The sequence below is a fragment of the Marinicellulosiphila megalodicopiae genome, from assembly GCF_045862395.1.
Taxonomy (GTDB): Bacteria; Pseudomonadota; Gammaproteobacteria; order Pseudomonadales; family Natronospirillaceae; genus Marinicellulosiphila; species Marinicellulosiphila megalodicopiae.
Map to the genome: position 1 here is coordinate 2862528 of NZ_AP023087.1, position 16295 is coordinate 2878822.

15 protein-coding genes and 1 other RNA gene are annotated in these 16295 nt (G+C 37.0%); 12 read left to right on the forward strand and 4 right to left on the reverse strand.

Translation table 11 applies throughout. From position 1 onward, the window contains the following. Window positions 1-24 precede the first annotated feature (24 nt). The 12 genes from gspE to TYM08_RS12380 all read left to right on the forward strand — a co-directional run bounded on the left by gspE (window position 25) and on the right by TYM08_RS12380 (window position 10827). Window positions 25-1524 carry a type II secretion system ATPase GspE gene (gene gspE / locus TYM08_RS12325; protein ID WP_422379447.1) on the forward strand — a complete coding sequence of 500 codons (1500 nt, stop codon included), beginning with the start codon at window positions 25-27 and terminating at the stop codon, window positions 1522-1524. After that, on the forward strand, window positions 1524-2744 hold the full coding sequence (gspF, locus tag TYM08_RS12330) for a type II secretion system inner membrane protein GspF (RefSeq protein WP_422379448.1): 1221 nt from the start codon (window positions 1524-1526) through the stop codon (window positions 2742-2744). The genes gspE and gspF overlap by 1 nt, the downstream gene beginning before the upstream one ends. After that, window positions 2741-3133: a type II secretion system protein GspG gene (locus TYM08_RS12335; protein ID WP_422379449.1), complete on the forward strand. Its 393-nt coding sequence runs from the start codon at window positions 2741-2743 to the stop codon at window positions 3131-3133. The genes gspF and TYM08_RS12335 overlap by 4 nt, the downstream gene beginning before the upstream one ends. A gap of 5 nt (window positions 3134-3138) precedes the next feature. Further along, window positions 3139-3789, forward strand: a complete 651-nt coding sequence (locus tag TYM08_RS12340; protein ID WP_422379450.1) for a type II secretion system protein — start codon at window positions 3139-3141, stop codon at window positions 3787-3789. Continuing rightward, complete coding sequence (locus TYM08_RS12345; RefSeq protein WP_422379451.1) at window positions 3789-4313, forward strand: type IV pilus modification PilV family protein; 525 nt, start codon at window positions 3789-3791, stop codon at window positions 4311-4313. The genes TYM08_RS12340 and TYM08_RS12345 overlap by 1 nt, the downstream gene beginning before the upstream one ends. Beyond that, a complete protein-coding gene (locus TYM08_RS12350) occupies window positions 4310-4996 on the forward strand; it encodes a type II secretion system protein GspJ (RefSeq protein ID WP_422379452.1) in 687 nt (228 codons plus the stop codon). The genes TYM08_RS12345 and TYM08_RS12350 overlap by 4 nt, the downstream gene beginning before the upstream one ends. Continuing rightward, window positions 4986-6029, forward strand: a complete 1044-nt coding sequence (locus tag TYM08_RS12355) for a type II secretion system protein GspK (protein ID WP_422379453.1) — start codon at window positions 4986-4988, stop codon at window positions 6027-6029. The genes TYM08_RS12350 and TYM08_RS12355 overlap by 11 nt, the downstream gene beginning before the upstream one ends. Before the next feature lie 13 nt (window positions 6030-6042). Continuing rightward, window positions 6043-7290 (forward strand): type II secretion system protein GspL, encoded by a 1248-nt coding sequence (locus tag TYM08_RS12360; RefSeq protein WP_422379454.1) that lies wholly within the window; start codon window positions 6043-6045, stop codon window positions 7288-7290. After that, window positions 7287-7814, forward strand: a complete 528-nt coding sequence (gspM, locus tag TYM08_RS12365) for a type II secretion system protein GspM (protein WP_422379455.1) — start codon at window positions 7287-7289, stop codon at window positions 7812-7814. Before TYM08_RS12360 ends, gspM begins: the two co-directional genes overlap by 4 nt. A gap of 61 nt (window positions 7815-7875) precedes the next feature. After that, window positions 7876-8241: a transfer-messenger RNA gene (ssrA, locus tag TYM08_RS12370) on the forward strand. A gap of 362 nt (window positions 8242-8603) precedes the next feature. Further along, complete coding sequence (locus tag TYM08_RS12375; protein ID WP_422379456.1) at window positions 8604-9767, forward strand: DUF3095 domain-containing protein; 1164 nt, start codon at window positions 8604-8606, stop codon at window positions 9765-9767. 151 nt (window positions 9768-9918) lie between these two features. Then, window positions 9919-10827: a dienelactone hydrolase family protein gene (locus TYM08_RS12380; protein WP_422379457.1), complete on the forward strand. Its 909-nt coding sequence runs from the start codon at window positions 9919-9921 to the stop codon at window positions 10825-10827. 56 nt (window positions 10828-10883) lie between these two features. Here the strand turns inward: TYM08_RS12380 and TYM08_RS12385 are convergent, their stop codons facing one another. The 4 genes from TYM08_RS12385 to TYM08_RS12400 form a co-directional block, all read right to left on the reverse strand. Further along, on the reverse strand, window positions 10884-11993 hold the full coding sequence (locus TYM08_RS12385; protein ID WP_422379458.1) for a hypothetical protein: 1110 nt from the start codon (window positions 11991-11993) through the stop codon (window positions 10884-10886). 93 nt (window positions 11994-12086) lie between these two features. Next, window positions 12087-13067 (reverse strand): IS1595 family transposase, encoded by a 981-nt coding sequence (locus TYM08_RS12390; RefSeq protein ID WP_422379459.1) that lies wholly within the window; start codon window positions 13065-13067, stop codon window positions 12087-12089. 137 nt (window positions 13068-13204) lie between these two features. Next, window positions 13205-14188 (reverse strand): glutathione S-transferase family protein, encoded by a 984-nt coding sequence (locus tag TYM08_RS12395; RefSeq protein ID WP_422379460.1) that lies wholly within the window; start codon window positions 14186-14188, stop codon window positions 13205-13207. 437 nt (window positions 14189-14625) lie between these two features. Continuing rightward, window positions 14626-16212 (reverse strand): ABC-F family ATPase, encoded by a 1587-nt coding sequence (locus TYM08_RS12400; protein WP_422379461.1) that lies wholly within the window; start codon window positions 16210-16212, stop codon window positions 14626-14628. Window positions 16213-16295 lie beyond the last annotated feature (83 nt).

The window sequence follows — 16295 nt, forward strand, 5'->3', positions numbered from 1 at the left end:
TTGCCACTAATAAATGGACGATACATGTCTTTGAATTTTGCTCAAGAACATTTTTTTATACGTCGCTTACCTTTTGGTTTTGCTAAGCGCAATCAAATCATTATTGATCATCAAACCGATCAATCAAAGATCATGCACACATCCCATACGCCTATGGCTGCTATTTTAGAAACACAAAGAGCATGTGGCGCATCAGCAACTATTGAGCTGATCACTGAAGGGTTATTTGAAACCTTACTTAATCAAATCTATCAAGAAGGCGACAGCGAAGAAGCCATGCAAATGGTTGAAGATATAGGTGATGACTTAGATTTAACCAGTTTAGCTGCCAGTGTTCCTGAAACAGAAGATTTACTTGAGCAAGAAGGCGACGCGCCAATTATTAAATTAATTAATGCCGTATTAGCTGAAGCCATTAAAGAAAACGCATCGGATATTCATATTGAAACCTTTGAAAAACGCTTGGTTATTCGCTTTCGTGCTGATGGTGTATTACGAGAAGTAGTGCAACCAAAACGCGCACTTGCTCCGTTATTAGTTTCTCGTATTAAAGTAATGGCAAAATTAGACATCGCAGAAAAACGCGTACCGCAAGATGGCCGCATCAGTTTACGTTTAGCAGGGCGTGAAGTGGATGTTCGTGTTTCAACTTTACCTTCTAATCACGGGGAACGTGTTGTAATGCGCTTGTTGGACAAACAAGCTGGGCGCTTAGATTTAACCCATTTAGGTATGACGCCCACAGATTTAGATCGCATCAACAATTTAATTTCCCGCCCTCACGGTATTATTTTGGTAACAGGTCCAACTGGTTCTGGTAAAACCACCACCCTTTACGGCGCATTAGAATCATTAAATGATCATCAACGCAATATCATGACGGTTGAAGATCCAATTGAGTATTCTCTGCCAGGTATTGGCCAAACCCAAGTGAACACAAAGGTGGACATGACCTTCGCAGCTGGACTACGTGCAATATTACGTCAAGATCCCGATGTTGTGATGATCGGTGAGATTCGTGACTTTGAGACAGTTGAAATTGCAGTTCAAGCTTCATTAACAGGTCACTTAGTACTATCAACCTTACACACCAACTCAGCAATTGGCTCTTTAACCCGTTTACAAGATATGGGTGTTGAGCCATTTTTATTGTCTTCAAGTTTAATCGGCGTATTGGCGCAACGCCTAGTCAGAACCCTATGCGCTAGCTGTAAAGAAGCGTATATACCTGACGAAGCTGAATGCAAAGTACTTGAAATTGATTCAGCACAACCCGTGCAAATTTATCGCGCTTGTGGATGTAAAGATTGTAAAAACACAGGCTACAAAGGCCGCTTAGGTATTTACGAAATTGTACAAATTGATGACACTTTACGCACCATGATTCACGATGGATCCAGTGAACAAGAAATGACCGCTCAAGCTCGCACAGCCACACCGAGTATTTTACAAGATGGCATTGGCAAGATTCTAAACGGACGAACCAGTCTTGATGAAGTGCTACGTGTATGTCGGAGTAAATAATGGCAGCTTTTGAATACACAGCCATCGTCAATGCAACTGGCAAAAAGAAAAAAGGTTTAATAGAAGCCGATAGCGAACGATTAGTTCGCCAAAAATTGCGTGATCAAGATTTATTTCCAATTGACATCAAACAAACAAAAGAGAAGAAAAACAGTAATCGCGGTTTTTTATCATCTTTGATGGACCCGAGCTTATCCACTGATGAGCTTTCAATGTTTACTCGTCAATTATCAACCTTAATTTCTTCAGGCCTACCCCTTGAGGAGTGCTTATCGGCATTGGTTGAACAAGCGGAAAACAATAAAGAGCGACGCATTTTTGCTGCAGTTCGAAGCAAAGTACTTGAAGGTCATACTTTGGCTCAAAGCTTACAAGAATTTCCTCGTGCGTTTTCTAAGCTTTATTGCTCAACAGTTTCTGCAGGTGAACACTCTGGTAACTTAGCACTGGTATTAAACAACCTTGCGGACTACATGGAAAACCAGCAGGGAATCGAGAAAAAACTCAAATCCGCCGCAATTTATCCAACGATTCTTGTTACTGTCGCCATTGGCATTACAATTGGCCTAATGGTTTTAGTTGTTCCGACAATTACTGGCATATTTGATAGTGTGGATGCTGAGCTTCCAGGGCCTACAAAAGTAGTCATTGCAATCAGCGACTGGATTCGCCAATATGGAATTTATGCTTTTTTTGGCATTATTTTAGACTTTATACTTTTCAAAATTTGGAATGCTAAACCAAATCGCTTAGAAAAAACCCATCGCTTATATTTAAAACTGCCATTAATTAAAAAAATGAGCAAAGGGTTTAATGCCTCACGTTATGTGGGTACGTTAGCCATATTAACCAAAGCAGGCGTCCCCCTTGTAGAAGCCATGCGTATCGCCAAAGACGTGGTCGAAAATATCCCTATTCAAAAAACCCTAGTAAAAGCGATGACGTCGGTCAGCGAAGGCGGATCATTGCATAAAGCGCTGCGCGAAACAGGCTATTTTCGTCCAATGATGCTACATATGATTCAATCAGGTGAAGCTTCTGGCGACTTATCTGCCATGTTACAGCGAACTAGTGCCTCTGAAGAGAGTCAACTTAGGAACTTGATCGATTCAATGATCAGTTTAATTTCACCTTTAATGATTTTACTTATCGGTGCAGTAGTATTAGTCATCGTACTAGCTATTGTACTCCCAATCACCAGCATGAGCTCCGTATTATGAAAAAACACATCCCAACTTTATCGAACCAAAAAGGCATGACGTTAATTGAAATTCTTGTGGCATTAGTATTATTTGCTGCAATTTCTGCTGCCATAATTCCACAAGTTTTAAACAATGGTGAAAAAGGCAAAATCAAAACCACTGGCATCGCCATGAAGTCACTTGAAAACGCATTAAGTTTATACAAACTAGAATATGGCACGAAGAAAATGCAAAGTGTTTCATTAGATGAATTAGTAGAAAAGAAATTCATTGCTTCCAAACCTGTTGATGGCTGGAAAAATGAACTTTATTTTGAAATGGATGGCGGGAAAATCCTAATTATTTCTAATGGTCCCGATGGCGAGTCTGACACAATTGATGACATCACCAATCAAGACGAAGAATAAAATACATGCAAAAAACCCGTGGATTCACCCTAGTTGAAATATTAGTTGCCCTTGCGATCATCTCTGTGATTTTCGCCTCGGTGACGATTTCTACGCGTAAATCCAACTGGATGGAAATGCAAGATCAAAGCGAAATATTTCGCGACACATTACTTGATTTGTCAGACCATGCCTCATTTAAGCAAACTTCGTTTGGTTTATATTTTACCGAAGCCGGATACTGGTTTTTAGAGCGCATTGCAATTACACAGGATGAAGAAACGGGGGACCCTATTTACAATTGGGTCCCCATTCAAAATGAGCGATTTGTCAGTGTTGAATTTGAAGACATCTATATATTTGAATTATCAATTGATAATAACCCAGTTGCATTATTAGATGTATTTCCAAGTGAAGAAGAACAACTTGAAATCGGATTAAAAGAAATAGCCGATTTTGAAATTTACAGCGAAAGCTTTAATTCTAACGGTTCAAGTAAAACCGTTGGTTTAGAGCCTCATATTTATTTAGATTTAAATGGAGAATTAAGTAACGCATTTACGCTGTCAATTATAGAGCAAACTCAAGATTTTGAACAACCCCCTCTTACCTATCAAATCATCAGCGATGGTTTTAATCGACCTGTGATTTCAAGAATTGAGGAGGATGATTTTTAATGCAAATTTCGTCCTTTAAACATTCGAACTTACCCAACGTTTACTATCAATCGGGTTTTACATTGATTGAAGTGATGATGGCACTTTTAATTTTTGCATTTGCAGCCACATCACTTACTGCTGGATTTCAAAGCAGCACAAATAACTCCATTCGAGCTGAACAAAATTTACAAGCCAACTATGTAGCTCAATACCAAATTGAAAGATTGACTCTTTCTGGCAGCACCCAGGTTGAACCCTCATTTTCAATTTCTATGTTTGATAAAAAGTGGACAATTACACAAACTGTTGAACCTTTAAATAAACTCCAAGAAGCACAGGCCGAACAAGAAATTGGCCTTCGAGAAATCGAAGACTTCGAAGTATTTTCTGAAAGTTTTAATTCTGCTGGCGACAGCAATGGCTTTGAAGAGCCCCTAAAAATTCCAGACAGCTATTTAGTACTAACTGTTGAAGTAACCCCTGAAGACGAGCTTGGACATGCAACAATGCAAACACTTTTAATAAAAGGGTTATTGCAATGAACCAACGCGGCTTTACATTAATTGAAGTATTAATTTCGTTAGTTTTGTTTTCAGCCCTTATGCTTGGCGCCATTAGCCTTGTTAAACAGGGCGGACAAATGCGTGATCGTTTTTTAAAAAATGATCAAGCAATCAGACAGCTACAAAGGGCGATGGATAAAATCCAACAGGACTTACGTTTTTTTGAACCCTCTAGGGGCATTCGAGATGAGTATTTCGATTATTATGCACCCATGCAAACTGACAATAACGGTTTGTTTAGTTTCACTAGAAATAGTTGGTTATTACCTGAGCGTGCGCAAAATTTACGCAGTGATTTACAACGAGTGCATTATCAACTTGTCCCCTCTGCTTCTGAAATTTGCCAACCGGTGTCAACCAGTACCGAAGGATCATGTTTAGTCAGAATTCACCAATATCATTTAGATCAACCTAATGATGCACCGATAATAAAAGTACCGATTCTAGGTGATGTGAACGCAATCAAATATGACTTTTTATATCGCAGCAGCCAAAATGACGAATCCGGTAGCTCCCAACAAATGCCCCTTGATACATTTAGATTTCCTAGCGCATACACATACGCTATAGAAATTACAATTGAGTCGAATCGATTTGGTACATTTAAAAAACTCATCGCCCTTCCACACCAAACTAATTGGGTACTCGCTGATGATTCGTAATCAAAAAGGTGTTGCTCTGTTTCAAGTATTGGTCATGATCACGATATTGATTGGCATATTTGGTTTAATTTTAGCCAAACAAGTTCGCTTACAAGGCAAACTATCAACCTCTATCACTTTGATGAAATTTGAACAAATTGAATTATCCGCAGAACGATTAGTTTTGGATTTTTTACAACAGGATCGCTTAAGCATTTCTCAAAACACAACAGGGCATGACTGGCCATATTTAATGGACAAGCCACTAGAGAACATATTAGGTGCAAGCATCGATTTTTCTATTTATCCACTTGATGGATTACTTAACCTAAATCTTTTATACAATGAAAAAACAATCAATCAATATCCATTTTCCGCCAAAGAAATCCTAGCAAAATCCGCAATATTTGAAACTGAGAATTCATTTAATGCGTTACAAGATGATTGGAGCGGGGATAATTTTTCAGATCCGCAAACAGGTGAAATCAAATCAGCTGTAGAGCTTGAAGACTTTTTATTAGAAGCATCAAACTTTATCCAAAGCAGCTCAAATGTGGGAGTTAATTTTGACTATGATGAGCCTAAATACTTAAAAAGCGGCCTCCCCTTTGCTGATTTATCTGAAATATTATTAGTCAGTGATCGTACAATTGAACAAAGATTATCACTTTACAATATTGCACTTGAAAATTTTTCAATACTGCCTGCAAATAGTAAATTAAATATTAATGAAGCACCCGCAAGAGTATTAAGCGCACTTCACCCAAGTTTAAATAGTGGTATTATTAGCGAAATTATTAAAATACAAGATGCTGGCGGCTTTAAAAGCGTGGATGATTTTATTAATATGCCTTCAATGCAAGATTTTAAAGAAGAACTTCCATCCTCTTTATTGACTCATATAAGTGAGTTTTTTGTTGCGCGTATATTAATTACTATGCCAACTGACAACGAACAGGACACCATTGAACGTATGCGCGATATATTTATTTATCGCCCAATCGATCAATCCAAACCTGTACAAATTTATCAACGAAAATTCGTTCCATTATAAATAAGAATCCATTATGTCTAGCCATTTATACATAAGAGCCATCGATGACGAACAGATTCAATGGTTATTGATTGACCACGGATCTCGCCAAGCAATAGAGCAAGGGGATTTAGGTCAACTACAAAATTACCTTAATGCACAAGGTGTGCATGAAGTTTCTGCGACTTATTTTTTAAACACGCAATTAGTAAGTGTATTAAAAGCCAATATTCCAAGTTCACAGACAAGCAATTTAAATCGCATTTTACCCATTGCCTTAGAAGAAGAAATTGCACAAAATGTTGAAGATTGCGAATTTAAAGCCTTACACAAACCACAAAATGGTAGCGTTTGGACCTGCGTATTCAACCCAACTTTAGTCGCACAAATAGTCGAAGCATTTGCAGACATTCAAGTTAATGTGATTCACGTAAACTTAGATGCACAATTTACTGGCAGCGAGAATCTCAATTCTATTTCAATAACGATCGACGAAAATCGCGTATTATTAAAACAAGACAACCAATTAATTGCACTTCCATTTGAGCAATTAACCTTTGCGATAACTCAGTTAGATCCTAATGCAGATGAGGATCAATCAAAAGAAATTGAATTATTTTACTCAAATCAAGACGATCGAATCAGTTTGATTAAGGCACAACTTGAAGCCAGCGGACATTCCAATATTAATTTACATGTCATCCAACCTAGTTTATTGGAACAAATGAGCGACAACTATATTTCCGCTAAACGACGCCTAAATTTATTAAATACAGCAACAACAAACGATGCGTTATTTGCAAGAATTAAAATCATTTCAACCTTTTTAGCAGCTTCTTTAATCGCTGTAATATGCTTAGTGACTTTAAACTACATTCAAGCAAACAATACCCAACTTAAAATAGATGCACTTTGGCAAGCCAATAGCAAAATGATTGAACAAGTTGCACCTGAGTTGAAAAACAAAAAGAATCGAGTAGTAAGACAACTTAAAAACGAATTAGCTAATTATGACGAAATAGAAGCACCAAACACTAAAGTGTCAACTTTAAATCCAATTACCGATATTTCTACACTAAAAGCAAGACATGCATTTTCCATTACCGAAATGCGTTACAGCGAAAAAAGTCAGGACTGGATTTTCACCCTTTCGGCTAGAAATGACAGTATTTTAGAGCAAATTCGTGTCGGCATGAGCAACAATGGGTACGATGCAATCTACACAAGCCAAAAAAATGAATCAGGCAAAGTCCTAGGCGTTTTAAAAGTGAGTGCGAAATGAATATATTAGAAAACGAAACCATCATAAATTTAACAGACAAATATAATCAGCTATCTGGTAGAGACAAAATCCTAACCCAGTTTTTGACTGTATTTGTTATATTATGCATTGGATATTTTGCCCTTTATAACCCTAGTGTAAACGCAAAAATTAAAGCCAATGAACAATTAAACCAAACTCAAAAAACCTACCGCGACATACAAAAAGTAGTGCCCCAAATCATTCAAGCAAAACAAAACGCTGTTATTGCTCAACAAACCAGTCGCCCAAGTGTAAACAATATAAATAAATCCATGACAGCAATGGTTAATGACTCATCTAAAAAATTTGCAATTATCATTGATAAAAGTTCATCAGAAGGTAATGACGCTATTAACCTTTCAGGCAAAGATCAAATATTTGATCAACTGATTCGATTTATGGGAGATGTAAACACAAGTTATGGCTTAACCATCGAAACTTACTCAATCAAACAAACCGATGTAAGTGGTAAAGTAGACTTCAATATAAAAATAAAACGCTAAAACATTGCTAATAACAAGATAAGCGTTACAATACACAGACTTAAAATAGTTAACACTATTCGGGGACGACATGGCTTCGACGTGGATTACAAAGTTTTAGGTGCATGCCGAGATGACAACCAATCTCGTTAATCCAAAGTTGTAAACTTTATAGTTGCAAACGATGCTAACTACGGCCAAGAGGCCTTGGCAGCTTAATAAGCTCGCCACTGAGATACGTGTTAGGCCTGAATTGTGTGTATCTCGGTCATTATGTCAGGATCGCCAGGAGAATCGTCTAGGTTCAATCGGCTAAACTCTAACTAGACTCATCAAAGTGAAGCCTGCTCTTCGGCGTCACCGAGATTAAATTATAGAATGAGCTAAGCATGTAGTACCATGAATGGAGGATTTGCGGACGCGGGTTCGATCCCCGCCGTCTCCACCAATTCCAAAGCCTCGATACGCTAGTATCGGGGCTTTTTTATGCCTGGAGCATAAATATCAGTGAGTGTATAAACAGCTAAAGTCGCAAGACTTAATGTGGGCGAGCGCTTGCCCTCGTTTCATGTCTAATTTAATCTGAATACGATGAGACGGAAAGGATCGTACTGGCGCCCTATTACAATATTGAATCTCTTTAGCAAGTCTACCTAACAGTGCGACTTACTTTTAATTTATTATTGCTAACTCTTAATTTGATTTTTTAAAGCTTACAAATAACCCACCTCACTAAATTCACAATAATAAAACCAAATCACTATTTATTGCGTATAGTTAATACACACTATTACTATTTAAATCCTGAACATGACTGATACTCAATCTTTTTTTGAACACCTTGCGCCATTCACTGATTTTCAGTTATTTTCAGATCCAAGCGTATATCAATCCCTTCCTGAAGATTGGTTGATTGTTGTGGCGGACATTAAAGGTTCTACCGTTGCCATTGAAGCTGGACAATATAAAGACGTCAATTCCATTAGTGGCTCAGTAGTAGTGGCTGTATTAAATGCCATCGGCCATAGAAGTATTCCCTTTGTTTTTGGTGGGGATGGTGCGAGTTTTTGTATACACCCTAGCGATATTCAAGCGGTAAGCGAAGCTTTGCTGGGTACTAAAAAAATGGCTCAGGATGCGTTTTCATTGCATTTACGAATTGGTATGGTGCCATTTAATTTAATATCTTCCCAATCTGTTTTAAAAGTGGCCAAATACAAAAGCAGCGAACATAATCACCAAGCAATGTTTTTAGGCGGCGCGCTACAACTAGCTGAAACATTAATCAAACAACCAGACAGTCAATATTTAATTGATGAACACGCTTTTGCTTCAAAAGCGGATTTTAGTGGTTTTGAATGTCGTTGGAATGAGTTTAAAAGCCCCAAACAAGAAACAATAGCATTGATGATTCAAGTACTAGACACTGACAATCAACAATCACATTACCAAGGTATTTATCAAAAAATATGTGAAATTTATGGAGGTATTCACGAATACAACCCAATTTCAATTGACAAAATGTCACTCTCTTTATCCATCCTTAAAATACTTAAGGAAATCAAAATCAAATTTAATCGTATTGGGTTTATGAAAAAAATAAATATTTTAGCTAAATCATGGACATTAATTTTGATTGGTAAATATTTAATTGCTAAAAAAATCACAACCGATTCAACGCAATGGGGGGAATATAAAACCCGTTTTATTGAAAACAGTGATTTTCAAAAATTTGATGAAACTTTGCGTATGATTATTAGTGGATCAAAACAACAAAGACTGGAACTCATGAAATATTTAGATCTTTGCCACCAACAAAAATTATTAGTGTATGGGATTCATCAAACAGATGCTGCGATTGCAACGTGCATGGTAATAGATTATCAGCATCGACATTTTCATTTTATTGATGCCAACAATGGTGGCTATGCCATGGCAGCCAAACATTTGAAATTGCAATTAAAACAAATCTAAAACTAAATTACGTGACACCCTGTCACTCAAAAAAAATACTTGCTTAGTCATCGTTTTATAAATTAAAGTGTTTTTTGTCATCCGATTTTTTGCTTTATTCGTATACAACTCAACTCATTATATTTCACAATTACCACTGGAGAGCCCAATAATGTCATTACCTAAAACCGTCACTGTTAATGCTAAACAAATCCCTCAAGAAGCTTTTGATTGGTACGATGAATACGCTCATGGCGATATTGATCGTCGTACTTTTTTACGTCGTTTAACCGCTATAGGGTTAACCGCTGCTGCCGTTAGTGGTGGCTTACTTCCTAATTATGCCATGGCTGAACAAGTATCTTTTAATGATGAGGATATCACCGCAAGTTACGCTACTTTCCCTTCAAAAGACGGCTTAGGTGAAGGTCGTGGTTATTTGGTAATGCCTAAAGTTAAAGAAGGCATGATGGCTAAAAAATTACCAGCGGTTTTGGTAGTACATGAAAACCGTGGCTTAAATCCTTACATCAAAGATGTCGCTCGCAGATTAGCCAAGGCTGGATTTATTGCGTTTGCTCCTGACATATTACACACATTAGGTGGATACCCAGGAAACGACGATGAGGGCCGTTCTATGCAAAGCTCATTAGATAAAGCCAAAGTAGAAACGGACTTTATAAATGCGGCTTATTTTTTGAAAAATCATGAATTAACCACTGATAAATTAGGTGTCGTTGGATTTTGTTTTGGGGGTTATGTGTCAAACATGTTGGCCGCTCGTATTCCCGATACAATTAACGCTGCCGTGCCTTATTATGGAACACCCGCTGAATCAAGCATCATCAAAAATATTAAAGCGCCGTTATTATTACAATTTGCTGAATTAGATAAACGCGTGAATGCTTCTTGGCCTGATTATGAAGTGCAATTAAAATCAATGAAGGCTGATTATCAAGCGTATGTTTATAAAGATGCGAATCATGGTTTTCATAATGACTCTACTGCCCGATATGTGGAAACTGCAGCAGAATTATCTTGGGAACGCACATTGACGTTTTTTAATAAGCACTTAGCTTAAAACTTAATAGCCTATTTAAAAAACCTTAACCGATATTTCGATTAAGGTTTACTTTTTTAGTAAAACGCATTCGTACGATAATACTTTTCCTCTAAAATCGGTTTCAGTTTTTTTAAACTGGTCACTTGATTTAAAAACATTTCATACATTTCTATATCATTTGTAATTTCAATTTTATATTCATCAATTTCTTTTTGAGTTTTGGCTTTTGTGGCTTTTTTAAATTTTGAATACACTGCACCATGTATTGGGTTTTCGTAAATGATCTGTTGTTTTTCGTCATTCAACGTGTCGATGCGTTTTTTTAATAATTCATTAATCTGCGAAATATCGCCATCAATAATATCAAATGCAGACTGTCCTACATATTCATCAAATAATGAGAAAATCGTCAACACATCATTATTATCTCTTGCTGTAGATAAAACAGACATCACATCATGAAACTTTTCTCTGTCTTCTGCTGTGGTTGCTTTATCAGGATGGATGACACTGGCAATTTTTTTGAACATTTTATTGATTGAGGATTTTTTAAATATTTTGTCTGTGTCGACATCTTTATTAGAATTAATCTCAGAATCTTTATCAAAAAAGTCATCCCCAAATTGCTTGGAAAATTCTTCTTTAATAGCATCAACATCGACGCCCATTTCTTCTGCCATTCGCTTGGCCATTTCATCGAAATTATTCTCAAATGAATCTTTACCTTCCACATCATCAAATAGAGATTCTTCATCGGATTGTTGATCTTGTAAATCTGATAGACCTTCTGGGTCGTAGTAATTTTTAACTGTGTCCATATATTGTTTTTGTATATTTTGCATCACCTTGTGATCGGTCATGGGATTAGCGTATAACATTTCAATATTTTCTTTAATCCATAGAAATAACGTTTCTTTTTCCCATTTGCTTAATGATTTACGCCCAGCAAAGGTTAATAATTGAGTGATTAAACTGATTATAGCCGCTTGAGATTCACGCTCTGTTTGCGCTAAATCGGACATCACCGTTTTAGAAAACGTCACTACTTCTATTTTTAGTTTTTGGTTTCTTTTTTCTAACGACTGTACTTTTTTCCAGTTTTTATTAAATTGTTCCTCTTGTTTGGACAACTTCTTTTTATGAGATAAAACGGAAGATACTTTTACAGTTTTGCTAGAATTCATTATTTTCAACTACTATCAATTCAATTTATTGGGAAGTTTAAATGATGTTAAGCACAATTTCATTAAATGCATGAGAAAAGGCCAAATTGATGGCTATGTTTTGAATTTATGTTGCTGCACCTGTAACAGTTTGAATTCAAACAGTTTTTCGCTTTCGCTCTTAATGTCGCTAGAAAAGGTCTGATATTTGTGCCAGTCCAGCATTCTAAACCAACCCAAATACTTCGCTAAATACTTACTGGCCACTCCATGCATCTTCAAATACCAACGCTTTAACTGACTGTGGTAATTATTGATATTTTGAATATGATACAAACTTTGCTGCGTTTGATTGTTGGTTATCACAACATGATGCAAATGATGTTCTTTGCAAATTTGATTATAAGCCGGCTGCCCATCGGTACATAAAACAGATTCGTCGGCAATTTTGCAGCCTAAGCATTGATTGATTTCAGCGCCATTTACGTGGGTTAATATTTGATCAAATTCATGATGATTTCGATCTTTAGCGGTTAACACTGCCACCCAATCGTGCTGATTAATGCCAGGTGTGGATGCTTTAGATCCTCGTTGTCTTGCAGGTCGGTTTAAGTTTCGCTCGCCTTTTTTAGATTCTCGAAAATACGTTTCATCTGCTTCAATAATACCTTCAAGCCTTGATTCATAGGTGTTTTGAGTAGCATTCATAAAACGATGACGCCAATTAAAAGAGGTAGTCACACAAATATTCAAATCTTTTGCGCAACGCCGAATACTATCTTGGTCAAGCATGTGCTCTAAGTATTTTTGCCAAAGCTCAGGTTTGTGCTGATAAAAATAAGCACTGCCTCGAGTGCACACAAAACTTTTGCGACATTCGTTGCAAAAAAATCGCTGTCTGCCATTACTAAAACCGTATTTTCGCAAGCGGTTACTTTGACAATGAATGCATTTTGAGTGGGTGATCACTTCTTTAGACAGTCGTGTAAGAATGGGATTTTCTTGTGCAACTAAAGCGGTGGATAGAGTTTGTTTTTGAACAGGATCGAGCTTGCTTACCTGCTTAAGTATGTTTTGAAAATGCTGTGGATTCATAGGCTATGTCATTGTGGGTGTATAAATCTCAGCTTAGATCAGCATTATGATTTTGCATCCAGCCACAACAATTTAAAACATAGCCAAATTGATAGAAGCACAAAAAAGTAAGCTCGGCTTACTTAAGTGCCTGATAATCACCTTGTAAAACGATCTCTGTCATGGGGCGCATTAAAATTCAAAATTGGCCCTTTGGGAATGATCAAAGTCGGATTAATCATGTCATGAGATCCATAGTAATGCGCTTTAATATTATCAATATTCACCGTTGAGGCAACACCTGGTTGCTGATACAAATCTCTCACATAATGACTTAACGCTGGATAATCCTCAATGCGTTTTAAATTGCATTTAAAATGCCCGACATACACTGCATCAAATCGAATCAAAGTAGTGAACAATCGCCAATCTGCTTCGGTGATGGTTGATCCAGTTAAATATCGTTGCAAGCTTAAGCGCTGATCTAGCTGATCTAATACATCAAACAATTGCGTTACCGCTTCGTCATAGGCTGATTCTGTCGTGGCAAAACCGGCTTTATACACACCATTATTCACATTATGGTAAATCCATGCATTTAATTGGTCTATTTGGTCGCGTAATTCAATTGGGTAGTAATCTCCTTCTTTTGCGCCAATATCATCAAATGCCTCATTGAACATTCTGATGATTTCAGAGGATTCATTACTGACGATGGTATTGAGTTGTTTGTCCCACAAAACTGGAACGGTAACTCGACCGGTGTAATCATTTTTTGCTAATGTGTAAATCTCATGTAAACGAGTCTTTTTATTCACTTCATCAGCGATCACATCTTTATGCGGTTCAAATGTCCAGCCTTCATCAAGCATAAATGGATTAACAACTGACAATGAAATCATATTCTCAAGGCCTTTAAGCTTCCTGAAAATTAACGTTCGATGTGCCCATGGACAGGCTAAGGATACATACAAATGATACCGCCCTGGTTCTGCTTTAAAGTCAGGTGTTCCTGTTTTTGCAGATTCTCCAGATTTGGTAATCCAATTTCTAAAAATTGAATCATTACGTACAAATTTGCCACCTGTTTTTTTTGTATTGTACCAGTTATTGTTCCACTGCCCGTTTACTAATAAACCCATTGTGTCTCCCGTTTCGCTCGTTGATGAACTTTTTAAAATACAATTTTTTATGTGTCAATCTTGTACTTAATACCTATACGTCGTTACCCTAATTTTAGTTTGCTAAGGGTTTTAATTTAGTAAGGTTTTAGTTTGATGTAGATAGCTTTGATTTAAATAGCTTTGAATTAAATAGTTTTTGAGATGGATAGTTGTATGGGGTTAGTTTAGAGGGATAAGGACAAACAACAACCGCAAAAATTGCAATATGGTTGTTAGATTTTGCCAATCAGGCAGTTTATTTATTATTTATGAATTTTACAGTGTTGTTAAATTGCAGATCAAAGATTGAACTCAACAAAAGGAAGTGGCGTTTTTTAAAGCCGAATCAATAGGAATTAAAAATTAGCGGCCACTTTAAGTGAGTGCACCGCTTTTTGAATTATTTCTAAGTTACATTATTTACGAATCGATAAATACTCATCGTATGTGCCTTGGAAATCAATGGCTTGTTCGTCTTTGATCTCAACAATTCGTGTCGCTAATGATGATACAAACGCTCTATCGTGGCTGACAAAAATTAAGGTGCCATCAAACAGTTCTAATGCTTTATTTAGGGCATCAATAGCTTCTAAGTCCATGTGGTTAGTTGGTTCATCCATCACTAAAACATTGATGTCCATCATCATTAATTTACCAAACATTAAACGGTTTTTCTCACCGCCTGAACACACACGGGCTTTTTTGTTTGCGTCTTCATCAACAAATAATAAACGACCCAGCATGCCACGAACCATTAAATCGTCATGCTTTGGCGTACGCCACTGGCTCATCCATTCAAAGATGGTTAAGTCATTATCAAAATCATTACTTGAGTCTTGAGGACAGTAACCTATGACTGCATTTTCCGACCATTTTACTTTACCCTCATTGGCTTTGATTTCATTCATTAAACAACGAATAAATGTGGTTTTACCCGCACCGTTCTCACCGATTACCGCAAGCTTAGCCCCGGCTTCTAGAATCATATTGCCATTTTTAAATAACGGCCCTTCATCAAAACCATGACCTAATTCTTCAAGAATTAATGCCTGTCTATGTAGTTTTTTATCTTGTTTAAAACGCAATGACGGCGCCATTCTACTAGTTGATTTCACTTCGTCTAAACTGATTTTTTCTAATTTTTTAGCACGTGAGCTTGCTTGCTTAGCCTTAGATGCATTTGCAGAAAAACGATTAACAAACGCTTGAAGCTCGTCCATTTCTTGGCTTTTCTTGGCATTAGAAGTTAAAAGCTGTTCACGAATTAACGCAGACGCTTCTAGGAAATATTCATAGTTACCAGGGTAAATTCTTAATTCACCATAATCGATATCTGCCATGTGTGTACATACAGCATTTAAGAAATGTCGATCATGGGAAATAATAATCATGGTGGATTTACGCTGATTTAATACGTCTGCTAACCAGTTGATACTGTCGATATCCAAGTTGTTGGTTGGCTCATCAAGTAACAAAATATCAGGATTTGAGAATAATGCCTGCGCTAATAACACACGTAATTTCCAACCCGGTGCTAATTCGCTCATTAAATCAAAGTGAAATTCTTCTGCGATGCCCGCTTCAATTAGGATTTCACCGGCACGAGATTCTGCACTATAACCATCCATTTCAGCAAATTCAACTTCAAGATTGGCTACTTCCATACCCTGTTCTTCGCTCATTTCAGGTAATGCATAAATCGCTTCACGTGCTTGTTTGACCTTCCAAAGCGCTACGTCACCCATGATTACGGCATCAACGACTGAGTATTCTTCAAACGCGTATTGGTTTTGATTTAATGTACCGACTTTTGCACCAGGAGTAATCGACACATTACCCGCCGATGGGGTTAATTCACCTGTCAAAATTTTCATGAACGTTGACTTACCACAGCCATTGGCGCCAATTAATCCGTAACGATTACCATTACTAAATTTTGCTGAAATGTTTTCAAATAAAGGTTCGTTACCAAACTGCATGGTAATGTTTGCTGTACTAATCAAAAGAAGGTTTCCTGAGGTAAATGCATTCAAAGTCAAAAACTAGGATTGCTGGCGCAAGTTTAAATATGATTTAAAAAGGCGAG